We start from the raw sequence: 26,392 nt of genomic DNA, 5'->3' as shown, positions 1-26,392 counted from the left end.
CGGTTTCAGTAACTCGTCGTTCCTTATTTCGTTGCTCCTGCATGCCACTGACGCACCTTTCATGGCGATATTCTCACTAGCGATAAGTCACTAGCACGTTCGTTCGATCGCAGCGACGAAGTCGGCCAACTGCTGCAGGCGATGGACAGCATGCAGCGTCAGCTGCGTCGCGTGATTCAGGCGCAGACGGAGATGGGCGACAAGCACGAAGCCGGTATGGTCAGTCACCGCATCGCCGAGCAGGAATTTACCGGTGAATTCGGCAGTATGGTCCGCGCCAGCAACACGCTGGTGTCCAGCCATATCGCAGTGACCATGCAGATCGTTGCGCTGACCGAACGTTATGCCGCCGGCGATTTGTCGCAGCAGTTGGCACCGTTGCCGGGCGAGAAAGCGGTGATCAGCCAATCGATCAACGATGTGCGGGCCAGCCTGTTGTCGATCAACAACGAGATCAGACGGCTGGCCTCGACAGCCAGCGCCCCGGTCGATCGACCGGAACGCCTCCCCACACGCGCGACACCCCTCTTTGCACGCACTGCAGACCAGGGGGTTTTCTTTCTGGGCTCATGCGATTGCTACGGTGAAGCGATTTGGTGATCCGGCAGTGTTGCCCGGCGAGCCGCCCCCCCTTCCCATCGAGGAGTGCCCCTGCGTTGCCGACAGGGCCAGCCGAAGCTGACGTACTTCCTGACCTTCACGTCAGTGGTTATCTGATGTTACCCACAGCACATTGCTGATTGCGCGCCGCTGCAAGAGCGTGGTTCAAACGCGCATCTGCTTGCTCCGGGCATAACTAATCGCTTATTGCCTGCGTGCCGTATGCACGAAAAATCCTGATAAACATCACACTTTTATCGAAAAAAGTGGTGCGAGTGCACATTCCTCACGCCTACGTCACCAACAAGAAACATTTGCGTGCGATAGCTGTCGCGCTCGCTAGAGATCGAGCCAACCTGTTCCCCCTTCCAGCGCACGTTCCGCTGAACGTCGATCTGCTCACAGCAGGCGGCGGTGGCCTCGTCCGTCCGAATGATTCCAAGGAGATTCACTCCCATGCGCTTCAGGACCTTCTTCGCCGTTCTGCTTCTCACCGCTTTCAGTGCCACCGCAAATGCACAGGTCGTCACCCTCAACAAGGGCGGTTACACCCTGAGCTACGACTGCACCAACCACACCGCGCTGCGCTACGAATACGTCCTGCAGGCCGATACCGGCTCGGCGGCGCGTCCGTCCAGCTTCAATCTGGATACCGAACTGCCCAGCGGCTGCGCCGGCCAGACCTCCACTGCCTCCTACGCCAGCGTGCGCACCGGCTACGATCGTGGCCACCTGGTGACCTCCAACCACATGGACTACAACGCGACCTACATCCGTCGCGCCAACCTGATGTCCAACATCGTGCCGCAGGTGGCCAGCTTCAATCAGGGCATCTGGGTGCGTGCTGAAAACGTGGCCGAGTGTTACCGCGACATCGCCAGCGTGCAGGTCTACGGCGGGGTGATCTACAGCGACACCACCAACGATTATTTCCTGAGCAGCCACGGCATCCGCACCCCGGACTTCTTCTGGAAGACGATCATCACCGCCAACCCGGGCGGCGGCACGCGCGCGATCAGCTGGCTGATTCCCAACAGCGCCACGCTCGGTTCGCTCGATAGCTACATCGTCAGCATCGACGAACTGGAAGACCTGTACGGCGCCAGCGCCATCGGCATCACCGCCCCGGCCGCCGTCAAGGCCATGCTGCCTGCCACCACCTGGCCGCAGCCGAGCAATTGCGACCTGAGCTGATCACCGGTCAAGGACGCGATGTAGAAAAGCCCGGGCATGCCCGGGCTTTTTGATTGGCTTCACACCATCGCCATGCACGACGAAAGATCGGCTAAAAGATCGACTCGTAGCGTAATGAGTTGCAGGCAACCGCTACTCCACAAACTCAAACCGCGGGCGTTCAATTCCCTTCACTTCGACCTGCTCGACAAACATCGCATAGGGCCGCACCCACATGCCGATGTCGCTGTCCAACGGGCGGTAGAGCACCAGCGGCTCAAGCGTTTCGCTATTGCGCACGACACCCAGCACCTCGTAACGGCCACCCTTGAAGTGGCGGTACTGCCCGAGCGCAAGGGAAGGCAGTGGCGGCAAATGATCCATGGACGTCAACGTGATCGAGGGCCATCCAGTTTAAGCAGCCAATGCGACCACAGCCAGAAGATGCCGCAAGGCGCGCGGCATCTTCTTGACCTCAGCAGCGCACTGGTGCTCACTTTTACTCAGAGCGGCTACTGCTCATCTTCTTCGTCTTTGTCGTCATCGTCCAGATCCACCTCGGCATCCACTTCGTCTTCGATGGCATCGTCGTCGTCGATCTCGCTGTCCTGCGCCGGCCCGTCCTGGATCGCTGCATGATCCTTGCCGGGTGCCTTGACGCCGTTAGGCGGTGTGGTCGGGTCGTCTACGCCGTTTTCGTAACTGCTCATGATCAGCTCCAGCGGCGAAAGACCGCAAAGCCACCCTCCTCCCGGCCATGTGACGCGCACGTGTGTCCCGCGCACCGGCCGGACCGCTCGTCGCAGCCACGTCATCCGGTGACGCATGAGGCTGTCTCGCCGGCACTGCATCCGGCCCGCGCTTCCGTCCGTAGCTACCATCACGCCTACAAAGGAAACACCATGCCGAGCCTGATCCACGATCTGCACGACCTGCTCGCATCCTGGAAGGCCGAGGCGCAAGCGTTCGACGCCTGCGACATGCCGGCCTCTGCGCTCGCCTTCCGGGAGTGCCACCGCCGCCTTAGCGCGCTGCTCGGCGAGCATGCGTCTGCTAAAACTGCGCTGGGCGCCGCCACCGCCGCGCATGAGCGACAGACCTCAGTGACCCACCCGCAAGCGCGCGCCAGCGCGCCGGTGGGTTCCTAAGCGCTCGATCAGCGTGTCGCTGGCCTGATTCAAGCCGACGATGTCGACTGTGGCGCCTTGCGCGCGCAGCTTGAGCACCACCCGATCCAGCGCCGCCACTGCACTGATATCCCAGAAGTGCGCGTGGGTGATGTCGATCAACACCTTGCGCGGCGTGCGCAGCACATCGAAGCTGGCGGCAAACTGCCCGGCCGAGGCAAAGAACACCTGGCCGCGCACGGCATACACCCGCACACCGTCGTCGCGATCGATCTCCTGCACCTGCAACATGCGCCCGACCTTGCGCGCGAAGAACAGTGCCGACAACAACACCCCGGCAAAGACGCCTTTGGCGAGGTCGTGCGTCCAGACCGTGACCACCACCGTGCCGAGCATCACCACCGAAGAACTCTTGGGGTGCGTGCGCAGATCGCGCAACGACCCCCAGCTGAAAGTGCCGATGCTGACCATGATCATCACCGCCACCAGCGCCGCCATCGGAATCTGCCGCACCCAGTTGGCGCCGTAGACCACCATCAGCAACAGCACCACGCCGGCCACCATGCACGACAGGCGCCCACGCCCGCCGGAGCGCACGTTGATCACCGATTGCCCGATCATCGCGCAACCGGCCATGCCACCGAAGCAGCCGGCAAGCATGTTTGCCAGCCCCTGGCCTGCGCATTCGCGATTGCGTTGCGAGGGCGTATCGGTCATGTCTTCGACGATCTGCGCGGTCATCAACGACTCCAGCAATCCCACCACTGCCAGCGTCGCCGACACCGGCAGCAGGATGCGCAAGCTGTCCCACGTCAGCGGCACATCCGGCAACAGAAACACCGGCAAACTGTCTGGCAGACGGCCCATATCACCCACGCTGCGGATATCGATCTGCCAGTACGCACACGCCACGGTGAGCACCACGATGGCAACCAGCGGCGAGGGAATCGCCGTGGTGAGGCGCGGAAGCAGATAGATGATGGCCAAACCCGCTGCACACACCGCATAGACCGGCCACCGCATGCCGATCAGCTCCGGCAACTGCGCAAGAAAGATCAGGATTGCCAGCGCATTGACGAAGCCGGTGATCACCGAGCGCGAGACAAAGCGCATCAATGCGCCAAGCCGAAACGCGGCCGCGATCAGCTGCAGCGCACCCGCCAGGACGGTAGCCGCCAACAGATACTGCACCCCGTGATCCTTGACCAACTCCACCATCAACAACGCCATTGCACCGGTCGCAGCAGAAATCATGCCGGGGCGACCGCCGGCAATGGAGGTCACCACCGCAATACAGAACGCCGCGTAGAGCCCCACCTTGGGGTCGACACCGGCAATGATCGAAAACGCGATGGCTTCGGGAATCAGCGCAAGCGCGACCACGATGCCGGCGAGCACATCGCCACGCACGTTGCCGAACCATTGCTGGCGTAACGAGAAAAATCTGGACATTGAAACGACTCCGCGCACCGGCAAACACACGGCGCGAATACATGAACGTCGAACACCTGGACCTTCGCAGAGACTGCGAGCGCGTGATGCGTCAGGTCAGGGTGGCGTCATGGTGTCGGCGGAGGTCGCTCTGGACGAATGTCGATGCTAACGCGTTGAAGCACTGCAGAACAAGACGGGCCGCGCAGCCCGCATATCGAGTTGCTACAGTCGATTCAACACTCGACAACGGATGCCCCATGTTCAAGCTGTTGCTTGTGCTGTTAGTGATCGAAGGCATTCTGCAGATCGCCTGGAACCGGCCGTACTTCAGATGGGGATTGCCCGTGTTCAAACGGCGGATTCCGGTGACCAGCACCCAGCTAGCCTGTTTTTCATTAGCGCAGGTCGAAAACGCGGTTGAACAGACACGTTGGCCAGATCTCAGATTCCATCCGCTCTCCGAACACGCCTACGCATTTCGCGAGACGTTTCTGGTGTTCGTCGGTCCCGTTTATCCGTTGGTGATGCGGGGACGCATCGTGATCGACCGCCGGCAACGTGAAATCGTCATTACCGGCTTCTGCAACTGGAACATTCTGTACATCGTCGTCGTCATTCTTGTTCCAGCGCTGGCGATCAGACCGGGCGTGGTTTTGATGTTCCTGGGACTTCTCGCACTGGTCTATCTGTTGCAACGCCGCAGGTTTGGCAGTGTGGAAACGGCGGTACAGATGTTGCTGAGCACGAATACGAACCCACTCATTGTGCGACCGCGCACTCCACGGAACTAATGGGTCTCGCGTAAGACACAGACCCGCCTGCTGCCCCTGCGGTCGCCAGGCCAGACATCAATCGACCATACATAGCGGCTTTTCTCCAGGCCGCAGCGTCAGCACACGCACGCCGGTACGCGTCACCGCCACGGTGTGCTCGAACTGCGCCGACAACTTGCCGTCGCGCGTATGCACCGGCCATTGATCCGGCTCGGCGCGAATCGCCGCCCTGCCCTGATTGATCATCGGCTCGATGGTGAACACCATGCCTTCCTGCAGCTCCATCCCGGTGCCGGCGTGGCCGTAATGCAGAATCTGCGGATCTTCATGCATCTCACGCCCGATGCCGTGCCCGCAATATTCCTTCACCACGCTGTAGCCGTGCTCGCGCGCATGCCGCGCAATCGCATGACCGATATCGCCCAGACGCGCACCGGGGCGCACCGCCGCGATCCCTTTCCACATCGCCTGATAGGTGGTTTGCACCAACCGCCGCGCCGGATACGCCACCTCGCCAACAAGGTACGTGGTGCTGGAATCGGCAATGAACCCGTTCTTTTCCAGCGTGATATCCAGATTGACGATCTGCCCATTGCGCAGCACATCATCGGCCGATGGCACACCGTGGCAAACCACATCGTCGATTGAGGCGTTGAGCACGAATGGAAAATCGTACTGGCCCTTGCTGGCCGGTCGCGCTTCCAATTCATCGACAATCATCCGCTCGACAAAATCGTTGAGTTCCAGCGTGCTGCGGCCTTCGAGCGGCAGCTGATCCAGTGCATGAAAGACCTGCGCCAGCAATGCACCGGCCGTAGCCATCAACGCAATTTCGTCCGGCGGCTTGATCATGCCCGCCCCGCTTTCAAGGCTTGCGGCCGCACCCCCGCCGCGCGCAACTCTTGCGCCACGATCTGCTGAAACGACGACTCAGGATTCATCTCGCACAGCATGCCGACCTTGATCCAGAAGTTGGCCTGCGCGTTGATCGAGCGGCTGGTCACCGTGCACGCGCGACGCAACTGATCGTGCAGCTCGTCGTCGATGTTGACGATGCCCATGGCCACTCCAAATGTGTTGATATACGAATCGTATACGAAACATATATACATTCACAGTGTGCGCGCTTGCCGGGAGGCGATGCACGTCACGGGTCATCCAACGGACGCGACTGCGGCAATGCGCATCGATGCGCTACAACGTGGCATGACGTTTTGCACGCCATGCTGGTGCCGGTTTGGACGTGTTCGTCCGGCCCGGTCCGGTCAGCCAGCTGGCACCGATCGCTTGCCTCCCCTTCGAGCGCGCGCGCGAAGCCCATGAACATCGCGCGCGGCGCGTTTGGCAAGGCCGTGATCAAGATCGGTTGACGTGATCTGCGCATGGGCGCAGACCGCATCCAGGCCGCATACAAACTCAACGTAATGAGTTCGCCAAACGTCGATACCGATCGCCGTAGTGCCGCCTGACATTCGGAAGCTTCACATTCAAACCGGTTAGCGCATGTGGTCGCCATGGCCATGGTCATCAGGCTCCGAGGCGCCCATCGAGCGGACCTCGAAGCGCACATCCAGGCGCGGCGCATGCTCGAAAATCAGCGTTGCCGTCACCGGTTTGCCCACCTCGAATGGCGCGTGCGGGGCAATGAACATCAGGTGGATGCTGCCAGGCCCAAGCACCACCTTCTTGCCAGGTGGCAAGGCGAGTCCTTCATCGAGACGCCGCATCTTCATCACTCCATCGTCCATGTTCATCTCATGGATCTCCACCTGCGCGCTCGCTGACGACTCCACTGCAATCAAGCGATCGGGGAGGCTCGATTGGTTCTGCAAGCTGACATAACCGCCTGCAACCGGTGCTCCGGGCGGCGTTGCGCGCGACCAGGCATCTGTTGCCACAACCAATGCCAGCGCGCTGGCAGGCACCGCTGCAGCGGATGCTTTCTCGGTCGATGCAGCGCTGGCACCGGGCTCTTGGGTGCGTTGGCAGGCCACAAGACCCAACGCGGATAACACAAGCAACAACAGGAAACGTGCCTTCATTTTTCTCTCCTCTTGTCGACCTAGGCACCGTGCGCCAATGGCGATTCGGTTGCAGGGTCGTCGATGCAATTAGTCAGGGGAACAACGGCTGTACCTGCGAACTCACTCCAGTGCGATCACCTGCCGGATGTCTGCAACAGTCGAATCGACCGATTGCTCGTGCGCAAGACCGACGCGCAAGTTGCCGTTGCGATCGAACACAAAACTACGGGTGGAGTGATCGATGGTGTAGGTTTTTCCCATCGGCACCTTTGTGTGGACGACCTTCAGATTGTCCGCTGCCACCCTGATTTCTCCTTCGCTACCGGTCAGGCCGATAAAGTCAGGGTCGAACGCATGCACATACGTCCTCAGCACATTGGGAACATCGCGCTGCGGGTCGAGCGTGGCAAAGGCAAATTGCACCTGCGATGCCTGGGCGCCCAACTTGCGCTTGACCTGGGCCGCACGCGCCAACGTCGTCGGGCAGACATCAGGGCAATTGGTAAAACCGAAAAACAGCACCAGGGTCTTGCCACGAAAACTTCGCAACGGTTTGGGTTTTCCTTCGGTGTCATGCAGATAAAAATCGACACCACGCCCCATACCGCTGAGGTCAGCACCATTGGGTGAGAACGATGAGCCCCACAGCCCGCAGCCCGCCATAACGCAGGCCGTGCATACCAACAACAGATTCGAGACCACCCGCTTCATTCGTACTATTTTTGCTTGCATCTGTTTATTCCATTGATCAGTGGAGAGCCACTGCCCCTCGTCACCGGCACTTGCAGGCGCCTTGGATCGGGCTCGATGACAAGCGCCAATGTCGGAAGCAGCGTCACAAGCACAAGGCACGGCGTTGCCGCCGCTTGGGACGGCGCAAAAAAGAACTTCATAGAACGCTCCAAAACACTCAAAAGCACGCCCACCACCGGGCGACGCTGAATCGACTAGCGTGTTTAGGCGAACAGAGGAGGGCCACGGGGCGAATGCGCCCACCAGCGTGCGGCGCAGACTCGCACAGCAACACAGCGCTCACTGGCACGTCTTGCCCGAATCAGCGCAAACACCACAAGCGCGATCAACAGCCAGGGCAGCAATCTTGCAGCAAGTCCACAGTAATCGCAGACAGAGGCATGCTGCGTAGCGGCGCCTTGCATATCGTGCTTGATGCCCGGCAATGCGTTCACTGCACCGGCATCTGCAGAAATGCGGAACCGGTGATCGTTGATGAAACGAACAACCAAGCCAGGCGCCGCATCAGCCTGTGTAGTGCGGCTCTGACAAAGCGGGCTTTCCAGAAAACTGTGCGCATTGCCCGATGTACGGCTGACCAATGGCGCAAGCACCAACAGCAGCACCGCCAGAGAGGCCAGGTGCTGCATCAGTTTGGAAAGGGGCGTATGAAGTGAGCGCACCGGCAAAGTGTAATGAAAAAAATCCAGACGAACTGCGACCTTTCGTCGCAGCCCCACGCACAATTTCGCCGGGCAACGATTGCGCGGCCGGCATGCACCGGCATCCGCTCAACTCCAGCAACTTGCACGTCGCCTGCTGCTGAGGTGGTCCAGAGTCAGGAATGCTGCAAATAGCTCTGTGTGGAGTGCACGGCTGCATAGCCGAACTGCAATGCCGCCATCATCGCGGCATGAACCTGCGCCGCAGGCGTGGTGACGCCGTCAAAGCTCAGGTCCATGGTGGCGCAGGCGTCGTGCAACACCGTCACCGAATATCCCATGTCGGCAGCGGCGCGCACGCAAGCGTCCACACACATATGGCTCATCGCTCCCACCACGACCACCTCGTCGACCCCATTTCGCTGGAGCTGCTGTTGAAGATCGGTGTCGCGAAATGCGTTGATATGCTGTTTGACAATGACAACCTCCCCGTCCTGCGGTTCTACGCCTGTCCGGATCTGTGCGCCGTGCGAGCCGGCGACGAAGAATGGCGCATCGGCGGCCGTCGCCTCATGACGCACATGGAACACCGGGGTGGCCTGGCTACGTGCATTCCCCACAACAAGCGCAGCATTGGCGCTGGCCTGCTCGATACCGCTCAAAGGCATTTTTCCGCCAGGAAAATAGTCGTTCTGCAGGTCGATGACGATGATGCCCTTGCTCATGATGATCTCGCATTAGTGGATTCACTGGTCAGCTTGCGCGGGAATCCCCGTATGGACCAGTGGCATGACCGACACAACCGGGCCGAAAGCGACATCTCACCGAAAGTCATGCACATACTCGCCCTGCGCTCGGCCAGTGGCAGTAGCAGTAGACCTAACGCGCCCGACCCGCTGCCCCGGAAAACCGCTGACGGTAGTCGCCTGGCGACAGGCCGAGAATCCGCTTGAACACCTTTCGGAAGGCTGCGGTGTCCTGGTAGCCGACTTCCCAGGCCACCGCGTCAATAGCAAGGGTGCTGGATTCCAGCAGCACCCGCCCCCGACCGATGCGCAGCCGTTGGCAGTACTCCGTCGTCGTCATGCCGGTTGCTTTCTGAAAGCGGCGCAGAAAAGTACGCTCTTCCAATCCAGCCTGTGCAGCCAGGCTGGCCAGTGCAACATCCCGCGCTTGGGTGTCCTGCAGCCAGTGCTGCACCTTTAATACAGCAGCGTCGCCATGCGTCATGCGTGGCGAAAACACGCTGTAGTAGCGTTGTTCGCGGCCCGGTGGATCAACCAACACTGTGCGCGCCGTTTCGAGCATGACCGCTGGCCCGAGCAAGCGATCCACGAGCCGTAGACCGAGGTCGGTCCAGGACATCAAGCCACCTGCAGTGATCACGTCACCATCGTCGATAAGCATTTCGTCAGAATCCACGATGATTGACGGGAAGCGCTGCTGCAGCGATTGCGCATGCAGCCAGTGCGTGGTCATGCGGCGTCCTGCCATCAGCCCGGTGCCAGCCAACAGGAAGGCGCCCGCGCACACAGAACACAACACCGCACCTTCGCCGTGTTGCTCACGTAACCAGTCGATCAATGCCATCTCACCATCGGCGTCCGGCTGATTGACCAGGCTTGGCGGCAAGATCACGGCAGATACGCGAGCAGACGTTTTGGTATCGCTTTCGAACACACGCACCAGCCTGCGACGTGAGACCTCTTCTTGCCAATGCGTCACCTTCAAGGCTGCGCTGGAAGTGGGCTGCTTCGATACAAGGATCCGGTTGGCAACGGTGAACAAATCGGTCAACCCCAGCACCGCGGCAAGCTGCGCGCCCGGATACAGCACCAGGCCGATCTCTACGCTCTGCTTCGGTTTCATAGCTCTCCCCACGACCCGTGGCGGGTATTCAGTAGCAAACCACTCGTGTAGCTGAAGTCACCGATGTCCGCCGCCCCTATTCTGGCGCCACACATCCATCCGCCCTCAGCCGAACAAGCGCGCTTGATGGACTCTCGAACCTGGCGCATTCAATCGACCGCCCGAACCACGCAGTTGTGGTCTGGCGAGCGAATCGGAGCGCGTCCGTGATCAGGATAAAAGCGCCCAGACCTGCAACTGCCGGTCTGGGCGTTCGCTTGTTACATGCTCTGCAGCCAAATCCTCAGAACCGATGATTGATCGTCAGCTCCGCTCGCCGGTCGGCGCCGTACAACCACATGCTGTCGGTGTAATAGGCAGTTGTGAAGTAGGCCTTGTCGAACAGATTGACCACGCGCGTGGTGATGCGAGTGGCTGGCCGGATATCCCAGCTCACCGACAGATCGGTCGTGCTGTAGGCGGGTAGCTCCAGTGCATTGGCATTGTCGGCATGGCGTTTGCCCACGTAACGCACACCTGCCGCGGCAGTCCAGTTGGGTTGGAAGTTCCAGCTCACCCACACATTGGCCAGACGCTGCGCGACATTGGGCGGCACCTTGCCGGCGCGGGAGACGGCACGCCCTGCAACCGATTCGGTAAAGTCGTCGAACTCGGCCCGCAACACGGTGGCATTGGCATCGAGCTGCCACTGATCGGTCACTGCCAGCGCAAGCGAGGCCTCCACACCGCGCGACGATTGCGAGCCGATCTGCAGACTCACAGTCGGGTCGGCAGGGTCGCGGGTCACCAGATCCGATTTGCGAATGCGGTAAGCAGCCAGGGTCCACTCGCCGGCACCTTGCCAGAAGCGCTGTTTCAAGCCGATTTCCGTTTGACGCCCCTTCGCCATGTCGAATGCGCTGTTGGCAGGGCTGAGCATCAACAACGCGCCGACCGGGTCGGCCGCTTCGGAGTACTGCGCATACACCGCGACATCCGGGTTGATCGTATAGACCGTGCCCAGCCGCCAGCCAACGCTGGAATAGTCTCTGCTGAAGGCTTGCGCCGCAGTGACCAGATTCTGGCGATCGAGACTGGCATGGTCATAGCGCAGCCCGGCCAGCACCGACCAGGCCGCCGTCAGCGACAGATGATCTTCCATGAACAACGCAGCTTGATCGGCGCTGTTGCGATAGCGCGGAATTGTCGGAATATCGCTTTGGAAAAACCCGGGCACCGGGTTGTAGGGATCCACTGGCCCGGAGCTGCCGACATAGGTGTTGTTGGTGTGCTTGAAACGTCCGCGATTGACATCCAAGCCCACCGAGTAGGCGTTTTCCAGGCCACCAAGCTGCCCCTTCAGTACCAGGCTGGAGGTGATGCCGGTCTGCTGCTGATCATGGTTGATGGCGGTGTTGGTGGATCGATCGATCAGTGCGGTCGTAGTGTTGTAGACATAGCTCTCCGCGTTACGCCAATCGCGCTTGCTGGCGACGTGATAGACACGGCTAGTCAAGGTCACAGCGTCGTTCGGGCTCCACACCGCGTCCAATTGCGTCCATTGATCCTTGAAGCGCATGACCGCATCGCCCACGTTGTAGTTCTTGTGCCGCAGCGCATCCAGCACCCGGCCATCGACGAGCGGCGTTCCGAAATACCGCATCGGCTTTTGATAGCCGTAGGCATAGTTCAAGGTAAGGCTCAACTCGGCAGTCGCATCCCAACGCAAGGCGCCGGAGAACGTCGCATCGCTGGAGTGGCCGCGGTCCACCCAACCACTGGTGTAATTGGCGCTGGCATCCACGCGGTAGGACAGCCGATCGTCGATCGCTCCGCCGCTGCCGAACGCAAGCCTGGCGGTATCCTCGGTGCCGATGGTGGCTTGCACCTCGTTCTCGACCGCGTCTTGCCTGGGTTTTTTTGGAACGATGTTGATGACACCACCGATCGCACCTTCGCCGTAAATCACCGATGCCGGCCCCTTGAGCACTTCGATACGCTCGATGGACCAGGTGTCGAAGGGGAACGTGACGCCCACGCCACCATACTGGCGCAGCCCGTCATAGAGCCGCATCACCGACGCACTGTCGGTAAAGCCGCGCGTGGACAAGGCGCTCAGCCCGTTACCCGGGTGTGGCATCCCGCTGATCGCACTCGCCCGGGTGATGGCATCGGTGACATTGCTGTCGCCGCGCGCTTGAAGTTGCGCGCGATCGATCACCTCCAGGCTTGCAGGTATTTCGAACGGCGTCAGGCCGAGGTTGGAACCGGTCGATGCAGGCCGATCCCGGCGATGACCGCTGACGTGGACGGCGGAAAGATCGGTAGCACCATCCCCGGGCACGACCGCGTCAGAGTCGCTCGCAGCAAGCGCTGTCGCAGCCGAATCCAGTGCAGTGGCCGCGTGAGCGGTGAAAGAGGAAGACAAAGCAATCGCCAACGCGATCGCCAGACGCGACGGCAGAGCCGGCATCGTTGAGAAGACAGACATGGAAACTCCATACAGCAGGATTGGTCGACAACCGGGCGCTACGCTCGGTTGGATCGGCTAGCTCAGACGACCAACACCATTGGAGGACCACGCGCAGCGTGCGCAGGCCAGATCGCCGACACGCGTGCCGGCGCGCGATAGACCGCTGGCGACAGCGACGCGGCCCACAGCAGTGCAAGCGACAACAACGCGATGACGAAGGCCAGCAGCTGTGCGGCCAACAGGCAGTAATCGCATACCATCCCTGCGTGATCGCTGGGCAGATCGCCGGCGGCATCGCCGTGGCTCACGTGCGCCTGATCCATCGCCATCGGCGGCGCGTGACCGCCAGGCGTTTTCGCCGCTGACACGGTGCCCAGATCGACCAGCTGCAGTCCCTGCGCCGTACACAGCGCAGTGAGCTGCATCAGCGCACTGTTGTGCTGCGACACCTGCACCCAGCGGCTGATCACAGGAGCCATCGCCATCAGCAGCACGCCGATCAAGGCGAGCTGATGCATAAGGTGCAGGAAGCGGCGGTTGCGCAGCATGGAGCGCAGTTTAGAGCATGCGCACGGCGTTGCCGCACTCGTCTAGGTGCAGAGCTGTGGCGCCTGACCTACGTCATGGAACCCGTTCGAACAGCAATACCACCAACTGCCGCTAAACCCCGGATGCAGGTTGATCTTCTTTGTTCACTCACCCGGCCCGCCTCTCCACAGCACAGAGACACTCAAAACACAACCTCCGGCGAGCCGGCTTGGTTCTCATGCCGCTGAATCGTCATTCATGAGACCAAGTGCTGGATGCAACCTTTTTGTCACACAGGCGCACTCACGCGGGAAGGTCCCCCGGCCGTTTGAAGACACCCTCCCATGCGTGACACAAAACTCTGTTTCCCACCGCTCACGATCGTCTGGAACGATCGATGAGCTCCGCACAGCGCATCGATGCGCTCACCGGAATTCGCGGACTGGCCGCTTTGCTGGTGGTCTATTCGCATCTTGCGGAAGACGGATTCTTCTCGCGTAGCCATCTGTATCCGGGCGAAGTGGGCGTCATGGTGTTCTTCACCCTGAGCGGATTCCTGATGGCCTTTCTCTACGGCCACAAGCAATTCGACTACTCGGCCGTGGTGCGCTACGGCGTTTCACGCTTTTCGCGGATCGCTCCGGCCTATCTGTTTGTCGTGATCGGCTCCTATCTGATCTACAACCTGATCGATCCATCGTTCGTCTACGCGATCACCCATCAGAACCTGCTGCGTCACCTGTTGTTCTCCGGCAACATGTCCGCGCTGTGGAGCATTCCGCCGGAGGTGCAGTTCTACGCGGTCTTCGTGGGCCTGTGGTTCGCACTGTGGAAATTCAGAAACCAAGGCAACGCCTCCGTGCTTGCAATCGTGCTGACCGCGATTTTTCTGCTGATCTCCTACCGCGACCAACTGCCTGGCACCTTTGTCGGCTCCAAGATGCAGTACTTCTTCTCGGGCGTGCTGTTCGGGTTGTTCCGCAATCAAGCCTGGTCCGACAAGGGCATGCGCACGCTTGCGTTGCTGCAAGGCCTGACGCTGATCGTTATCGGTCTGGTCATCGCACGCATCCTGCCTGTGGAATTCGGCAGCAAGCGCGAGTTCTACAACTATCTGGAAGGCGCGTTGTTCTCGGGCATCTTCGTTTTCATGTTTTCCTTCGATACACCGCTGAGCAAGCTGCTGTTCGGCCACCGGCCCATCATGATGTGTGGCGAATTCAGCTTTTCGATGTATCTGCTGAACATTCCGGTGATCTATGTCGCCATGAAATTGCTGGGCGATCATGCGCATACCCCGGCCATGGCCGCGCTGATCACCTTGGTGGTTTTCTTGCTGGCATGGCTGATGTATCGCGTCATCGAGCTGCCCGGTAACACGCTGTTACGGCGCATTGGAACCAGGCTTTTCGAATCACGTCCGTTAGTGGCTCCTGCGCGTACCGAAGCGACCGATACCATCAAATAACCTACCGCTTTGTTTGAAATAGCCGTGCGTTGGGAGCGTCGTGGCAGAGGCTCTTCCCGACGTTCTCGCATCGCGTACTCGCAACGATGGATGCATCAGGCGATGGCGAAACGTTCGTCCGCTGTGGTGCCCTGGAAGCGATCCCGGTAGTCGCCCGGGGCTACGCCCAAGACACGCAGGAAGGTGCGACGCAGTGTCTGTTCGTCCGATAAACCGGTCAGCGCCGCAATGCGCTTGATCGGCGCGTTTCCGGATTCCAGAAGGCGGCGCGCCGCTTCCACGCGTAGCGTTTCCACCGCCTTGGCTGGGGTGACACCGCATGTGCTGCGGTAGACGCGTGCGAACGTGCGCGGCGACATCTTCATGCGGCCGGCAAGCGTTTCCACCCGCAGATCCTCATGCAGGTTGGCGGCCATCCACCCGTGCAGTTCCGCAAAATCGCCGCCCGCGCTGGTCTGCGCCGACAACGGTGCGCTGAACTGCGACTGCCCGCCAGAGCGCTTGACGAAGACCACCAGCTGACGTGCCACATCGATCGCAAGCCGGTGGCCATGATCATCCTCGATCAACGCAAGCGTCAGGTCGATGCCTGCGGTGACGCCGGCCGATGACCACACATATCCATCGCGCACGAAGATCTTGTCTGCATCCACACGTATGCCGGGGTGCAGGTTGGAGAGCCGGTCGGCCCAACCCCAATGGGTCGCTGCACGCCGACCATCCAGGTGCCCTGCGGCGGCAAGCAAAAACGCACCGGTGCAGATCGAGCAAAGCCTGCGAACGCTGGCGCCGCGCGCGGCCACCCACTCAACCAATCCAGGCGAGACGGCGTAAACCGCGCCGCGGCAGCCACCTGGCGCCATCAGCGTATCGATGGCGACATCGTCCAGCGAGGCAATCGCCACCGACATCACCTGCAGACCGGAGCTGGTCGTCACCAGGCCGCCGCTCTCGGACGCGACCGTGATCTGGTAGCGCGAGCTGCCCCCAGCCAGGGGCGCGCATTGATTTGCGGTGTGCAGTGCCTGCACTGGCCCGGTGAGGTCAAGGACATTCATGTCTTCGTGCGCAAGCAGCACAACGTGACGCGAAGGAGATGAGTCGGACATGGAGGCCTTGCGCGTTCAGCGCGGGTAGTCGGGATATTCAAATGCCAGCGCAACGCCCTTGGCAGTTGCTCGACCATAGCGTTGCATGATGCCATCGAGCGCACCATTCAAAGCCGGCACCGGCATCGGGTCGGCCGGGGCGACGAGTGGGACCGTGCTGCCCCGCTCGCGCTGTCGGTCGGGCACGATGACAAGTCCATGCCGCGTGATAAAGGATGCGCCAGTGGTAGAGACGACGGACGCGCGGCTTCTCGCCGTGGTGGAGTACGCATCCACGGTCAGCGCAAGTGTCGCCTCATCCATCCCGGGTGCGCCCAGCACATCGATCTGCTCGCCACTGTGCAGCCATCGGTTGGTATACAGCACCTGCGCCAGCGGCCACGCGGTTGTGCCAAGGCGGGGACGGAATGCATCACTGTCGTGCTGCGGCGACCAATCCTTTGCACCGAGCGTCGATGCCAGTTCCTGCGCCTTCGCCTGCCCGCTGATGGCCTCAACCAACGCGATCGATGCCGGGATCGCGGCGCTCACGCCCGCAGTAGAGATCCACGTTCCATCCGCGACATAACGCCGATTCGGCGTCCAGCGGATGGCGGGAAATGTCTCCGCGCGGCTGGCGCTGGTCGACCAATGCGCCGTGGCGCGGCGACCATCGAACACGCCCATCTGTGCGGCGATGAGTGCCCCGTTGCAGATGGTGACGATGGTCGCGCCGTGCGCAGATTGCTGTTTCAACCATGCAAGCAGTCGCGGTTCGGCAGCCTGAGCGGCCACGATGACGTAGTCGGCGCCTTCGGGCTGCGCGGCATCGAACTGGGCCACGGTTGTGTCTGTCGCAATCTTGAAACCGGGGCTGCCAAGGTCGGTGAAAGTTGCCAGTGGCCCCTCATCGAGGGTGACAGCGACGACGTCCATGGTGCCGGCACGCGAGAGAATCGCGAAGGGCACCAGAAAGTCACTGACTTCCACACCGGCATTGTTTGCCACCACCGCAATCACCGGGCGGGCGCGCGCCTTGCGAGCACGGTAGGGCGGCAGCGTCGCCTGTGCCGTTGCAGCGATATCCGGGGCGCCGCGCGCCGGCAGTGCAGACCGCGCCGCCGGCTCGGCACACCCGGCAAGGATCATGCACGCGGCCCAGGCAGCGCAACGGATAACGCGGTGAAACGTAAGGGGGGCCATGGCGATGCCGCAAAGGAGATGTCCGCTGATTCTTCCGCCACAACCTGCTGTCGGCAATGTCGCTGACCCGTCATTTACTGCCACGGCTAACAGGCTAATGGCCGACGACTGGCGCGCGTGTGCCCGCAGCAAACCCGTGACTTCGAGCGCGCCATGCAATGCAAAATCCAACCGCCAGCAACAGGGCCATGGCCGCCGGAAAGGTCTGCGCGCCCCATTGGTCCAGCAGCACGCCGCCCACCACACCACCACCGGCGATGACACTGTTCCAGGCAACGACATTGAGCGACAGCGCAACATCGGCACCCTCTCCTGCGCTATCGGCAAGTGCAGTCTGCAGCAGCGTCGCGGCTCCACCGAACGTCAGACCCCACACCGCCACACACACGTAAACGACGGGCTGCATGTCCTGCAGTAGCGCCAGCACCACAGAGAGTGCGAAGAACGTCGCCAGCGAGATCAATACGGTGCGACGCAGGTGATGCTCCACCAGCTTTGCCGCCACGCCGATACCAACCAGTGCGGCTGCGCCGAAGACCAACAGCAGCACGTCCACACGATGGCCCAGCCCCGCGTGTGCGGCGAACGGCGCCACATAGGTGTAGAGGATGTTGTGGGCCAACATCCACGCCATCACGGTGGCGAGCACGGGACGCACGCCAGGAGTGCCAAGCACCTTGCACAGCGGCACACGCTGCGCTGCCGATTGGCCGGGATAATCGGGCACTTTCACCAGCACCCAGACGATCAAAACGACTGTCAGAACCGACATCGCGGCAAACGCACTCCGCCAGCCCAGCATGCCGCCCATCCAGGTACCCAGCGGCACGCCCAGGGAGAGCGCAATCGGTGTGCCCACCATCGCAATCGCCATGGCCCTGCCTTGCTGTTCCGGCTGCACCATGCGCCGGGCGTAACCGGCCAGCAGGCTCCAGGCCAGGCCTGCGGCTGCGCCAGCAAACAAACGCGCCACCAAGGTCAGGCTGTAGTTGGTTGAGAGTGCAGTGATGGAGTTGAACACCAGGAAGCCGACAATGGTTAGCAGCAGCACGTTACGCCGCCTCCACTGCTGGGTCGCAATGGTCAGCGGGATTGCAGCCACCACCGAACCCAACGCATAAGCGGTCACCGTCTGCCCAGCCAGTGCGGGAGTGATGCCAAGGCCTGCGGACATGTGCGGCAACAATCCTGCAGGAAGGGTTTCGGTCACGATGCAGATGAAACCGGTCATCGCCAGCGCCAACAGGGCGGCGATGGGTAACGGCGCGGGGATTGCACTGGCCGTTGATGTGTTTGGAGAGGTCACATGCTGTCCTTGGTTGAGATAAGTTTCGGGTCAGGTCACACCGATCCGTATCGATCGGTACATATATAGGCCAAAAGAAACAGGCCACCTACCGAACAGCCTGTCCGTGCCTGCTATCGAAAGAAACATATATGTATCGCTCGGTATGTATATTACGAAGCGACCATGTTGTCAACGACATATGTATCGACTAGTCTGTATTTAGGTATCGGAGAGTGCAATGGCACAGATGGGAAGGCCACGCAGCTTCGACCGCGACACCGCGGTTGAGCAAGCGCTTCACCTGTTCTGGGAACAGGGCTACGAATCCACCTCGTTGACCCAACTCAAGGCGGCGATTGGCGGCGGCATCACCGCGCCCAGCTTCTACGCAGCGTTCGGCTCCAAGGAGGCACTCTTCAAGGAATGCATGGAACGCTACCTGGCGAGCTACGCGAAGGTGACCCACTGCTTGTGGGACACCTCGCTTTCTCCAAAGCAGGCGGTGGAGCTTGCACTGCGCCGCTCAGCCAAGATGCAGTGCGAGCGCGGCCACCCAAAGGGCTGCATGGTCACATTGGGAGTGATGAGTGCACCATCACCGGAACTCTCTGCGCTCTGCACCCCACTGACGCGCTCGCGTGCCCGCACACGCGCCGGCATCCGCGCCTGCGTGGAACGCGCCATCGTCAACGGAGAACTCGGGCCGGATGCCGACCCCGCTGCACTGACCTGCGTGTTCGACAGCTTCCTGCTTGGGCTATCCACACTCGCCAGGGACGGCATGAGCTTCAAGGCGATGGATGCTGCCATTACGCAGCTCATGGGGTTCTGGCACGCCCAGACCCAATAGGCAGGCAGCACTTCAACCCGTGCGCCGCAGAACGCCGGGATGGCGTTCGCTGCGGGATGACAGAGCTAGATTTATTTGAGAGCCCGCTTGCCTCGCTGCGCCTGTCTCTCAGGGTCAACTTTCGCAGTGAATGACTCAAGCCGCCGGACCTGATTACCGGTATCGATGGTAGCGGCAGCGCGCATTGTCTGACTTTTTAGTCGAAAGTGCCGATAGCGGAAAGCCGCACTAGCTCGTCCACCACGTAGCGCACCTTCGGGCGCAAGTGGCGCGTGCGCGGCCAGAGCGCGAAGATTTCGATGCAATAGGCCGTGCACTCTTCCAGGACGAGCTGCAGCCTGCCCGACTGGATGTGCGGGCGCACCAGCGAGATCGGCATTTGGCAGATGCCCAGACCTGCGATCGCAGCGTCGATGACAGCATCTCCGTCATTCAACTGGTGCGTTCCTTGGGGCACAAAATCGCCGGCGGTCACCTTGTCGCCAAACCGCCAGCCAACAGGCTGGCCATTGCGGAAGCCGACGATGCTGCGATGCGCCTGCAGCTCGTTGATCGTGCGAGGCGTTCCGTGTGCAGCGAGATACGCAGGTGATGCGCATAACACCAGTCGCTGCCGCCCCAGTTTGCGCGCAACCAGGCCGCCGGAGCTTTCAACGCCGCCAAACCGAATCGTCAGGTCGATGCCTTCCTGAGCCGGATCGATCAAATGGTCGTTGAAGGAAAGCGTGTAGTGAAGATCGGGGTGCGCTGCACCGATGCGGAGCAGGATCGGCAACATGACGTGGCGGCCGAAAGACGACGGCATGTCCACGCGCAGCCGGCCGGTAGGCAGTGACGACTGAGAGGCCAGGCCGGCTTCTGCGCTGGCGATCTCTTCCAACGCAGCAGCGCATGTCGCGAAATAGGATTCGCCATCAGCAGTGAGCGCGATTCGGCGCGTGGTGCGATGGAACAGGCGCACGCCCAGCCGCGCTTCCAGGCGGGCGATCGCCTTGCCTACCGCCGAGCGCGAGATCCCCAGCGACTCGGCCGCCTTGGTAAACGTCCTGGAACGTGCCGCGGTGACGAAGGTGACCAACCCATTGAGTGTCTCGACAGGGAGCATCGGAAATCCTTTGGGGAATTGATGTCCCCAATGCTGGGACTCTCAGCACCTTTATGTGCATCGAAGTCAACCTTACCTTCTTTAGCCTGTCCCCACCAAATAGCCCTTCTCCATGACATCAAAGATCTTCCAACTCTTCGATCTCGGCGGCACCCAGCTGAGCAACCGCATCGTCATGGCACCGATGACCCGCGCCCGCAATCCGGGATGCGTGGCGAATGCATTGACGGCAACCTATTACGCCCAACGCGCGAGCGCAGGCCTGATTGTCAGCGAGGGCACTCCCGTCTCGCAGCAAGGCCAGGGCTACATTGATGTGCCCGGCATCTGGTCGCAGGAGCAGGTCGCCGGCTGGAAAGTGGTGATCGATGCAGTGCATGCCAAGCAGGGCAAGATCTTCGCCCAGCTGTGGCATGTGGGCCGCATGTCGCATACCTCGCTGCAGCCCGACGGCGCCGATCCGGTGAGCGCGAGCACGCGCCCGGTTGCATCCAGCTCCAAGAGCTATGCATTTATCTACCGCGAGGACGGAACGCGCGGGACAGCTGAGCCCAGCCCGGCGCGTGCGCTCGAGACCGAAGAGGTGCCAGGCATCGTCCGGGATTTCGAGCAGGCGGCCCAACGCGCGATCGACGCAGGCTTCGACGGCATCGAGATCCACGCCGCCAATGGCTACCTCTTCGAGCAGTTCCTCAACCCGATCACCAACGACCGTGTCGACGCCTACGGTGGTTCGCTGCAGAACCGGGCGCGGCTCATTCTCGAGACCGTGGATGCAGTGGCAGCGCGCATCGGCTCCCGCAAGGTGGGTATTCGCCTTGCACCGAACAACCGCCAATTCGACATGCCCGCGTATGCCGAGAGCGAGGCCAGCTACCTGTACCTGGCCAAAGAGCTGGCCAAGCGTGAGCTGGCGTATGTGCATCTAAACGACAACCACGCAGACGGCTCCCCGGACATGAGCGAAACATTCCTCGCAGCGTTCAAGCGCACCTACGGCGGCACCGTGATCCTTGCGGGAAAATTGAACCTGGAACGCGCAACTCGGTTAATCGATCAGGCAGTGATCGACCTGGCCACGTTCGGCCAGCCCTTCATTGCAAACCCGGACCTCGTGGCACGCCTGCAGACAGGGACCTCGCTCGCGTCTCCGGATCGCGACACTTACTACGGCGGTGGTGCGGAGGGTTACACCAACTATGCGGCCGCAACCTGAAGCACAAGCATCCACCTCTTCGATGCATCCGCCGGCGGCTGGCGCTGCGCTCTGCGAATTCGCCTCAAAGGGAATATCGCAGCGCGCATCGGCATGATCCTGCGTCAGGCTGCACAGCGTGTGGCGATCTATTCCATTAACGAGTCGTCCCCTGACCTGGCGGCGCGCGTGATCGCCGGCAACTCGCAATCGACCTGCGCGAGCGCGTCCACAAACAGTGGACAACGCGGGCAACAAACACTGCGGGGCACGTGACACCGGCAACGCTAGGCAGCTATGACCATGCGCTGCCGATGATAAAACTGCCAAAGCGCGGCTAATTTTCCAACAATTTTTTCCAAGGCAACGAAAAAGGCACTTCGACTCGCGTCAAGTGCCTTTTTTATTGGTGGGCCCACCAGGATTCGAACCTGGAACCAAAGGATTATGAGTCCTCTGCTCTAACCGTTGAGCTATAGGCCCGGCAGGGTGGGTGGCGAGATGCAGGGCATGTCGGACCGTCCAGCTGACGCGAAAGTTTACCTGTCCGCGCGCGTCGCTGTCTGCTGTATCAGGTGTCAATGAGGACGAGTGGCCGCACCTACCTGTGTTTGCGCATGCAGATACAGGAAAGCCCGGCGTGAGCCAGGCTTTAAAGGTGTACGCGATCAATCTGTCCTGCCGCACTATTCGAGGATGAATGATCTAGCGACATACACCTCAGCAATTCCGAATCACTGATCCCCAATCCTCAACCCGGCCACTACGCCATCTCAAACTGCGCATCGATCAACTTCCGCCCCGCTTGAAACCCATGCGCAATAGCGTCCTGATACGTCTCCCAACCAGGCCCCTGGTCGTCGATGCGTGGCTGGCGTTGGCCGCCAAGCGCATACACATCGACCTGCACCGTCCAGTTGGCATCGGGCGCAGCGCGCTCGACGCGTACGCGGATTTCGTGATCGCGGTACGTGGTGGTTTCAAAGCGGCTTTGCCTGCTCATAAGGCGGTCTCGTGTGCGTGCGTCCGTCAACTTAGAAGGCACGGTTAGAACACCACGTGAGCTTTGGAGAAACGCCGATTTCATGTTGCGGCGCCGTGCGGCTTCGTCGCCGATGCGTGAATGCGCTAGCACCGTTGCAATGCTTGGCAGCCTGGACACACAACACAGCCCTACTGAGCAGCCATCGCCTACTACGGACCCATAACGCAACAGCCCCGCGATTGCGGGGCTGTTGTGATCGCTACGCTGGCATCGCCCTGATATCAGTCGATATCAAGGAACGAGCGCAGCTGCTCCGAACGGCTCGGGTGACGCAGTTTGCGCAACGCCTTGGCCTCTATCTGACGAATCCGCTCGCGGGTGACGTCGAACTGCTTGCCGACTTCTTCCAGCGTGTGATCGGTATTCATGTCGATACCGAAGCGCATCCGCAACACCTTGGCTTCGCGCGGGGTGAGGCCGGCCAACACATCACGCACCGTCTCGGAGAGATTGATGTTGGTGGTGTTGTCGATCGGGGACTCCACATTGGTGTCCTCGATGAAGTCGCCCAGATGCGAATCCTCGTCGTCGCCGATCGGGGTTTCCATCGAGATCGGCTCCTTGGCGATTTTCATCACCTTGCGGATCTTGTCCTCGGGCATGTCCATTTCCTTGGCCAGTTCCTCCGGCGTGGCCTCGCGGCCGAACTGCTGGAGCATCTGACGGGAAATGCGGTTCAACTTGTTGATCGTTTCGATCATGTGCACCGGAATACGGATGGTGCGCGCCTGATCGGCGATCGAACGGGTGATGGCCTGACGGATCCACCACGTTGCATACGTCGAGAACTTGTAACCGCGACGGTATTCGAACTTGTCCACCGCCTTCATCAGGCCGATGTTGCCTTCCTGGATCAGGTCGAGGAACTGCAGGCCGCGGTTGGTGTACTTCTTGGCAATCGAGATGACCAGACGCAGGTTGGCCTCGACCATTTCCTTCTTGGCCTTGCGTGCCTTGGCTTCGCCATAGGCCATCGCGCGACTGATCTCCTTGATCTCGCCCAGGGTCAGGTAGTTGGCCTTCTCCATCTCGATCGAGCCCTGCTGCTCGGAGACGATCTGGTCCTTGACGTCGCGCAGCGCCGAGGACCACTTCTGCTTGCGCTTGAGCGCGTCTTCCACCCATTCCAGGTTGGTCTGATTGCCTTCCCAGGAACGGATGAAGTCCTTGCGCGGCATGCGTGCCACGGCGGTGGCCAGGTGCAGCACCTTGCGCTCGTGGTCCTTGATGCCGTTGACCACGCCACGCAGCTGGGTGACCAGCGCGTCGGTCAGCGGCAGCGGCAGCTTGAGCGTGGTGAAGATGGCGGCCATGTCTTCGCGCGCCTTGACCACCAGCTTGTGCTCGGCGCCGTTCTTGGCATAGATCTTCTTGAACTTGGCGTATTCGTTGGCCAGGTTCTCCATGCGCGTGGCCACTTCCACCGGGTCCGGACCGGTCGGGCCGGCCTCTTCTTCGGCAGCGTCGTCGTCGCCGTCTTCGGCGTCGTCATCGTCCGCAGCATCGTCTTCGGAAACGGCAACCGGGCCAGCGGCGGCCAGCGCCGCGGCGGCGGCATCGGCTTCTTCGATCAGGTCGTTGAAACCGACCACGATCTCGGCCAGACGCTTCTTGCCTTCCTTGTGCGCTTCGTAATCGGCCAGCAGCATCTCGGTCGACAGCGGGAACACGCCCAATGCTGCCTGGACCTGGCTCAGGCCTTCTTCGATGCGCTTGGCGATGGCGATTTCGCCTTCGCGGGTCAGCAGCTCGACCGTGCCCATTTCGCGCATGTACATGCGCACCGGGTCGGTGGTACGGCCACCTTCGGTGTCGAGCGCGGTCAGAGCGGCGGCGGCTTCTTCGGCTGCGGTATCGTCAACCTCGCGGTTGCCGGTGTTGCCATCGTTGAGCAACAGGGTTTCAGCATCGGGCGCAACTTCATGGACATCGATGCCCATGCCGTTGATCATGCTGATGATGTCTTCGATCTGCTCCGGGTCGACCAGGTCGTCGGGCAGATGGTCATTGACTTCGGCGTAGGTCAGATAGCCCTGTTCCAGGCCCTTGCTGATCAGTAGCTTGATGTCGGATTGCTGGGCAGGACGTTCGTTGGCCATGGATGCTCGCGCCACCGGCTTTGAGATTGGAAAGAGGACCTAGCATTATACCAGCGTGAAGCCCCGTCTGCCGGATTCAAGACGAGACCGCTGGTGTAGCGCTGGCTAGGGCCTGAGAAGGAAGGTCACCGGGCCATCGTTGACCAGGTCGACAACCATATGGGCACCGAAACGCCCGGTTTCCACCCCGCCGCGATGTTTTTCGCGGCAGATCGCCACCAATTGATTGAACGCCCGTTCAGCCTCCAGCGGCGGTGCGGCCGTACTGAAGCCTGGGCGGGTGCCGGAACTGGTGTCGGCAACCAGGGTGAACTGGCTGACCAGCAGCAGCCCGCCCGCGGTATCGGTGAGTGAGCGGTTCATCTTGCCGGCGTCGTCGGCGAAGACGCGATAGCCGAGCAGGCGTTCGGCCAGGCGCCGGATCTGCGCATCGCTGTCGCCGGGTTCGACCCCGACCAGGGCCAACAGCCCGGGACCGATCTGACCGACGCGCTCCGCATCGACAGTGACGCAGGCCCGGGTGACGCGTTGGATCAGTGCAAGCATGGGCATTGTGGTTGAGCAAACTGTGTCGCGCAGCATGCCCAGCACGGCCCGTACTGTCACGCGCGGGTCTTGGGCGGCCGCGCTGTTTAGAATTACGTCGATGAAACCTGATGCTCGCGCTCGCCTGCTCTACGCCACCGCCGCCACCGTGGGCCGCTTGCCGTGGCCGCTGCTCAAACGTGTGGCCGATACGCTGGCCTGGAGCTGGCGCAAACTCGATGCGCGCGAGAGCCGCGTGGCACGCCGCAACCTGGAGTTGGCGTACCCGGAACTGGATGCCGGCCAGCGCGCGCAGCTGCATGCGCAAGTGCTGCGTTCGACCGCCCGGCAGACGCTGGAAGTGCTGCGCACCTGGACCCGCCCGCCGGCCGAAAACCTGGCGCGCCTGCAACGCAATGGCCAGGAGCTCTACGACGCAGCGCTGGCCTCCGGACGCGGGGTGATTGTTGCCGCGCCGCACTTCGGCAACTGGGAACTGCTCAACCAGTGGCTGTCCGAACGCGGGCCGATTGCGATCGTGTATCGGCCACCGGAGTCGGACACGGTGGACGGATTCCTGCAGCTGGCCCGCGGCGGCGACAACGTGCGCCAGGTGCGTGCCGAAGGCCCGGCGGTGCGGCAGTTGTTCAAGGTGCTCAAGGACGGCGGCGCGGTCGGCATCCTGCCCGATCAGCAGCCGAAGATGGGCGATGGCGTCTTTGCACCGTTCTTCGGCATTCCGGCCTTGACCATGACCCTGGTCAACCGGCTTGCCGAACGTACCGGCGCGATCGTGCTGTACAGCTGGTGCGAACGCGCCGGTGGCGATCTGCAGTTCGCGCTGCATGTGCAGCCGTCCGACCCGGCGGTGGCCGATGCAGACCCGGTGCGCGCGGCCAGCGCGCTCAATGCGGGCATCGAACAGATCGCCCGGCGCGACCCGGCGCAATACCAGTGGACCTACAAGCGCTACACGCTGCGCCCGCCAGGCAGCGGCGAGGCCAATCCGTATGCGACCGAGCGGCATCCGCACTAGATTGGCCAGCACACCGACGGCACGGCTACGTTTTGCTAGCCGCTCCTGGCTGCAGATCCTGTGCAACAGATACCGTGCAACACTGCGTTGACACGCAGCGCATTCCGATCGCCTCC

General features: G+C 61.4%; 26 protein-coding genes, 1 tRNA gene and 1 pseudogene. 8 read left to right on the top strand and 20 right to left on the bottom strand.

Features of this window, described 5'->3' with window-relative positions; all coding sequences use genetic code 11:
* Nucleotides 1-93: 93 nt before the first annotated feature.
* Together XcyCFBP4188_RS05275 and XcyCFBP4188_RS05265 are read left to right on the top strand one after the other, a co-directional pair.
* Nucleotides 94-483, top strand: a pseudogene (locus tag XcyCFBP4188_RS05275) (HAMP domain-containing protein); the annotation flags it as partial.
* Nucleotides 484-1,056: 573 nt separating this feature from the next.
* Nucleotides 1,057-1,794 (top strand): DNA/RNA non-specific endonuclease, encoded by a 738-nt coding sequence (locus XcyCFBP4188_RS05265; RefSeq protein ID WP_074058545.1) that lies wholly within the window; start codon nt 1,057-1,059, stop codon nt 1,792-1,794.
* 132 nt (nt 1,795-1,926) lie between these two features.
* Here the strand turns inward: XcyCFBP4188_RS05265 and XcyCFBP4188_RS05260 are convergent, their stop codons facing one another.
* Nucleotides 1,927-2,157 carry a DUF1653 domain-containing protein gene (locus XcyCFBP4188_RS05260; RefSeq protein WP_074058544.1) on the bottom strand — a complete coding sequence of 77 codons (231 nt, stop codon included), beginning with the start codon at nt 2,155-2,157 and terminating at the stop codon, nt 1,927-1,929.
* Between the two features lie 128 nt (nt 2,158-2,285).
* Nucleotides 2,286-2,483 carry a hypothetical protein gene (locus tag XcyCFBP4188_RS05255; RefSeq protein WP_043889902.1) on the bottom strand — a complete coding sequence of 66 codons (198 nt, stop codon included), beginning with the start codon at nt 2,481-2,483 and terminating at the stop codon, nt 2,286-2,288.
* A gap of 192 nt (nt 2,484-2,675) precedes the next feature.
* Between XcyCFBP4188_RS05255 and XcyCFBP4188_RS05250 the strand changes: the two genes are divergently transcribed.
* Nucleotides 2,676-2,921 (top strand): hypothetical protein, encoded by a 246-nt coding sequence (locus XcyCFBP4188_RS05250; RefSeq protein WP_104591742.1) that lies wholly within the window; start codon nt 2,676-2,678, stop codon nt 2,919-2,921.
* Here XcyCFBP4188_RS05250 and XcyCFBP4188_RS05245 read toward each other — a convergent pair.
* Nucleotides 2,874-4,352, bottom strand: coding sequence for a SulP family inorganic anion transporter (locus tag XcyCFBP4188_RS05245; RefSeq protein ID WP_104591741.1), 1,479 nt, complete (start codon nt 4,350-4,352; stop codon nt 2,874-2,876). The genes XcyCFBP4188_RS05250 and XcyCFBP4188_RS05245 overlap by 48 nt on opposite strands.
* A 239-nt stretch (nt 4,353-4,591) precedes the next feature.
* On the opposite strand from XcyCFBP4188_RS05245, the gene XcyCFBP4188_RS05240 reads away from it, so the two are divergent.
* Nucleotides 4,592-5,125, top strand: a complete 534-nt coding sequence (locus tag XcyCFBP4188_RS05240; protein ID WP_006449694.1) for a hypothetical protein — start codon at nt 4,592-4,594, stop codon at nt 5,123-5,125.
* A gap of 57 nt (nt 5,126-5,182) precedes the next feature.
* Here the strand turns inward: XcyCFBP4188_RS05240 and map are convergent, their stop codons facing one another.
* The 9 genes from map to XcyCFBP4188_RS05195 form a co-directional block, all read right to left on the bottom strand.
* Nucleotides 5,183-5,959, bottom strand: a complete 777-nt coding sequence (gene map / locus XcyCFBP4188_RS05235; RefSeq protein WP_104591740.1) for a type I methionyl aminopeptidase — start codon at nt 5,957-5,959, stop codon at nt 5,183-5,185.
* Nucleotides 5,956-6,168 carry a ParD-like family protein gene (locus XcyCFBP4188_RS05230; protein WP_043907958.1) on the bottom strand — a complete coding sequence of 71 codons (213 nt, stop codon included), beginning with the start codon at nt 6,166-6,168 and terminating at the stop codon, nt 5,956-5,958. Before XcyCFBP4188_RS05230 ends, map begins: the two co-directional genes overlap by 4 nt.
* Nucleotides 6,169-6,603: 435 nt before the next feature.
* Entirely contained in the window at nt 6,604-7,032 is a 429-nt protein-coding gene (locus XcyCFBP4188_RS05225; RefSeq protein WP_248283108.1) for a copper chaperone PCu(A)C, read from the bottom strand.
* A 219-nt stretch (nt 7,033-7,251) separates the two neighbouring features.
* Nucleotides 7,252-7,863, bottom strand: a complete 612-nt coding sequence (locus XcyCFBP4188_RS05220) for an SCO family protein (protein ID WP_043907956.1) — start codon at nt 7,861-7,863, stop codon at nt 7,252-7,254.
* A gap of 224 nt (nt 7,864-8,087) precedes the next feature.
* Nucleotides 8,088-8,603, bottom strand: coding sequence for a DUF2946 family protein (locus XcyCFBP4188_RS05215; RefSeq protein WP_228996202.1), 516 nt, complete (start codon nt 8,601-8,603; stop codon nt 8,088-8,090).
* Nucleotides 8,604-8,701: 98 nt separating this feature from the next.
* A complete protein-coding gene (locus XcyCFBP4188_RS05210) occupies nt 8,702-9,250 on the bottom strand; it encodes a cysteine hydrolase family protein (protein WP_006449688.1) in 549 nt (182 codons plus the stop codon).
* Between the two features lie 154 nt (nt 9,251-9,404).
* Entirely contained in the window at nt 9,405-10,394 is a 990-nt protein-coding gene (locus XcyCFBP4188_RS05205) for a GlxA family transcriptional regulator (RefSeq protein WP_006449687.1), read from the bottom strand.
* Between the two features lie 283 nt (nt 10,395-10,677).
* The gene (locus XcyCFBP4188_RS05200; RefSeq protein ID WP_104591739.1) at nt 10,678-12,864 is read right to left on the bottom strand and encodes a TonB-dependent receptor; all 2,187 of its coding nucleotides are present in this window, start codon (nt 12,862-12,864) and stop codon (nt 10,678-10,680) included.
* Nucleotides 12,865-12,926: 62 nt separating this feature from the next.
* Nucleotides 12,927-13,364 carry a DUF2946 family protein gene (locus XcyCFBP4188_RS05195; protein ID WP_228996200.1) on the bottom strand — a complete coding sequence of 146 codons (438 nt, stop codon included), beginning with the start codon at nt 13,362-13,364 and terminating at the stop codon, nt 12,927-12,929.
* 407 nt (nt 13,365-13,771) lie between these two features.
* On the opposite strand from XcyCFBP4188_RS05195, the gene XcyCFBP4188_RS05190 reads away from it, so the two are divergent.
* Complete coding sequence (locus tag XcyCFBP4188_RS05190; protein WP_104591738.1) at nt 13,772-14,842, top strand: acyltransferase family protein; 1,071 nt, start codon at nt 13,772-13,774, stop codon at nt 14,840-14,842.
* A gap of 95 nt (nt 14,843-14,937) precedes the next feature.
* Here XcyCFBP4188_RS05190 and XcyCFBP4188_RS05185 read toward each other — a convergent pair whose 3' ends face one another.
* The 3 genes from XcyCFBP4188_RS05185 to XcyCFBP4188_RS05175 all read right to left on the bottom strand — a co-directional run bounded on the left by XcyCFBP4188_RS05185 (nt 14,938) and on the right by XcyCFBP4188_RS05175 (nt 18,364).
* Nucleotides 14,938-15,951, bottom strand: a complete 1,014-nt coding sequence (locus XcyCFBP4188_RS05185; protein ID WP_043907952.1) for a GlxA family transcriptional regulator — start codon at nt 15,949-15,951, stop codon at nt 14,938-14,940.
* 15 nt (nt 15,952-15,966) lie between these two features.
* Entirely contained in the window at nt 15,967-17,079 is a 1,113-nt protein-coding gene (locus tag XcyCFBP4188_RS05180) for a DJ-1/PfpI family protein (protein ID WP_180337196.1), read from the bottom strand.
* Between the two features lie 148 nt (nt 17,080-17,227).
* Complete coding sequence (locus XcyCFBP4188_RS05175) at nt 17,228-18,364, bottom strand: MFS transporter (RefSeq protein WP_006449681.1); 1,137 nt, start codon at nt 18,362-18,364, stop codon at nt 17,228-17,230.
* Nucleotides 18,365-18,659: 295 nt separating this feature from the next.
* On the opposite strand from XcyCFBP4188_RS05175, the gene XcyCFBP4188_RS05170 reads away from it, so the two are divergent.
* Entirely contained in the window at nt 18,660-19,271 is a 612-nt protein-coding gene (locus tag XcyCFBP4188_RS05170; protein ID WP_006449680.1) for a TetR/AcrR family transcriptional regulator, read from the top strand.
* Nucleotides 19,272-19,467: 196 nt separating this feature from the next.
* Here the strand turns inward: XcyCFBP4188_RS05170 and XcyCFBP4188_RS05165 are convergent, their stop codons facing one another.
* Nucleotides 19,468-20,376, bottom strand: a complete 909-nt coding sequence (locus XcyCFBP4188_RS05165; RefSeq protein ID WP_104591737.1) for a LysR family transcriptional regulator — start codon at nt 20,374-20,376, stop codon at nt 19,468-19,470.
* Between the two features lie 112 nt (nt 20,377-20,488).
* On the opposite strand from XcyCFBP4188_RS05165, the gene XcyCFBP4188_RS05160 reads away from it, so the two are divergent.
* Nucleotides 20,489-21,592, top strand: coding sequence for an alkene reductase (locus XcyCFBP4188_RS05160; protein ID WP_104591736.1), 1,104 nt, complete (start codon nt 20,489-20,491; stop codon nt 21,590-21,592).
* Between the two features lie 386 nt (nt 21,593-21,978).
* Here the strand turns inward: XcyCFBP4188_RS05160 and XcyCFBP4188_RS05150 are convergent.
* The 4 genes from XcyCFBP4188_RS05150 to dtd form a co-directional block, all read right to left on the bottom strand.
* Nucleotides 21,979-22,054: transfer RNA gene (locus XcyCFBP4188_RS05150), tRNA-Ile, on the bottom strand.
* Between the two features lie 280 nt (nt 22,055-22,334).
* Entirely contained in the window at nt 22,335-22,658 is a 324-nt protein-coding gene (locus tag XcyCFBP4188_RS05145) for a DUF6566 family protein (RefSeq protein WP_074056569.1), read from the bottom strand.
* A gap of 179 nt (nt 22,659-22,837) precedes the next feature.
* Nucleotides 22,838-24,715 (bottom strand): RNA polymerase sigma factor RpoD, encoded by a 1,878-nt coding sequence (gene rpoD, locus XcyCFBP4188_RS05140; RefSeq protein WP_006453177.1) that lies wholly within the window; start codon nt 24,713-24,715, stop codon nt 22,838-22,840.
* 105 nt (nt 24,716-24,820) lie between these two features.
* Nucleotides 24,821-25,261 carry a D-aminoacyl-tRNA deacylase gene (gene dtd, locus XcyCFBP4188_RS05135; protein WP_006453176.1) on the bottom strand — a complete coding sequence of 147 codons (441 nt, stop codon included), beginning with the start codon at nt 25,259-25,261 and terminating at the stop codon, nt 24,821-24,823.
* Here dtd and XcyCFBP4188_RS05130 point away from each other — a divergent pair.
* Nucleotides 25,260-26,276, top strand: coding sequence for a lauroyl acyltransferase (locus XcyCFBP4188_RS05130; RefSeq protein ID WP_006453175.1), 1,017 nt, complete (start codon nt 25,260-25,262; stop codon nt 26,274-26,276). The genes dtd and XcyCFBP4188_RS05130 overlap by 2 nt on opposite strands.
* Nucleotides 26,277-26,392 lie beyond the last annotated feature (116 nt).

Origin of the sequence: Xanthomonas hortorum pv. cynarae, assembly GCF_002939985.1 — a bacterium.
Lineage (GTDB): Bacteria > Pseudomonadota > Gammaproteobacteria > Xanthomonadales > Xanthomonadaceae > Xanthomonas > Xanthomonas hortorum_D.
The sequence above is the reverse complement of the archived record's forward strand: the minus strand, read 5'-3'. Positions and strand labels throughout refer to the sequence as shown.

Coding starts and splice junctions, on each gene's coding strand:
- map (WP_104591740.1), bottom strand. CDS start 5,959: ATGATCAAGCCGCCGGACGAAATTGCGTTGATGGCTACGGCCGGTGCA.
- XcyCFBP4188_RS05160 (WP_104591736.1), top strand. CDS start 20,489: ATGACATCAAAGATCTTCCAACTCTTCGATCTCGGCGGCACCCAGCTG.
- XcyCFBP4188_RS05145 (WP_074056569.1), bottom strand. CDS start 22,658: ATGAAATCGGCGTTTCTCCAAAGCTCACGTGGTGTTCTAACCGTGCCT.
- XcyCFBP4188_RS05165 (WP_104591737.1), bottom strand. CDS start 20,376: ATGCTCCCTGTCGAGACACTCAATGGGTTGGTCACCTTCGTCACCGCG.
- XcyCFBP4188_RS05245 (WP_104591741.1), bottom strand. CDS start 4,352: ATGTCCAGATTTTTCTCGTTACGCCAGCAATGGTTCGGCAACGTGCGT.
- XcyCFBP4188_RS05240 (WP_006449694.1), top strand. CDS start 4,592: ATGTTCAAGCTGTTGCTTGTGCTGTTAGTGATCGAAGGCATTCTGCAG.
- XcyCFBP4188_RS05195 (WP_228996200.1), bottom strand. CDS start 13,364: ATGCATCAGCTCGCCTTGATCGGCGTGCTGCTGATGGCGATGGCTCCT.
- XcyCFBP4188_RS05255 (WP_043889902.1), bottom strand. CDS start 2,483: ATGAGCAGTTACGAAAACGGCGTAGACGACCCGACCACACCGCCTAAC.
- XcyCFBP4188_RS05265 (WP_074058545.1), top strand. CDS start 1,057: ATGCGCTTCAGGACCTTCTTCGCCGTTCTGCTTCTCACCGCTTTCAGT.
- XcyCFBP4188_RS05210 (WP_006449688.1), bottom strand. CDS start 9,250: ATGAGCAAGGGCATCATCGTCATCGACCTGCAGAACGACTATTTTCCT.
- XcyCFBP4188_RS05175 (WP_006449681.1), bottom strand. CDS start 18,364: ATGACCGGTTTCATCTGCATCGTGACCGAAACCCTTCCTGCAGGATTG.
- XcyCFBP4188_RS05180 (WP_180337196.1), bottom strand. CDS start 17,079: ATGATCCTTGCCGGGTGTGCCGAGCCGGCGGCGCGGTCTGCACTGCCG.
- XcyCFBP4188_RS05185 (WP_043907952.1), bottom strand. CDS start 15,951: ATGTCCGACTCATCTCCTTCGCGTCACGTTGTGCTGCTTGCGCACGAA.
- XcyCFBP4188_RS05200 (WP_104591739.1), bottom strand. CDS start 12,864: ATGTCTGTCTTCTCAACGATGCCGGCTCTGCCGTCGCGTCTGGCGATC.
- XcyCFBP4188_RS05250 (WP_104591742.1), top strand. CDS start 2,676: ATGCCGAGCCTGATCCACGATCTGCACGACCTGCTCGCATCCTGGAAG.
- XcyCFBP4188_RS05230 (WP_043907958.1), bottom strand. CDS start 6,168: ATGGGCATCGTCAACATCGACGACGAGCTGCACGATCAGTTGCGTCGC.
- XcyCFBP4188_RS05190 (WP_104591738.1), top strand. CDS start 13,772: ATGAGCTCCGCACAGCGCATCGATGCGCTCACCGGAATTCGCGGACTG.
- rpoD (WP_006453177.1), bottom strand. CDS start 24,715: ATGGCCAACGAACGTCCTGCCCAGCAATCCGACATCAAGCTACTGATC.
- XcyCFBP4188_RS05130 (WP_006453175.1), top strand. CDS start 25,260: ATGGGCATTGTGGTTGAGCAAACTGTGTCGCGCAGCATGCCCAGCACG.
- XcyCFBP4188_RS05260 (WP_074058544.1), bottom strand. CDS start 2,157: ATGGATCATTTGCCGCCACTGCCTTCCCTTGCGCTCGGGCAGTACCGC.
- XcyCFBP4188_RS05220 (WP_043907956.1), bottom strand. CDS start 7,863: ATGCAAGCAAAAATAGTACGAATGAAGCGGGTGGTCTCGAATCTGTTG.
- dtd (WP_006453176.1), bottom strand. CDS start 25,261: ATGCTTGCACTGATCCAACGCGTCACCCGGGCCTGCGTCACTGTCGAT.
- XcyCFBP4188_RS05205 (WP_006449687.1), bottom strand. CDS start 10,394: ATGAAACCGAAGCAGAGCGTAGAGATCGGCCTGGTGCTGTATCCGGGC.
- XcyCFBP4188_RS05170 (WP_006449680.1), top strand. CDS start 18,660: ATGGCACAGATGGGAAGGCCACGCAGCTTCGACCGCGACACCGCGGTT.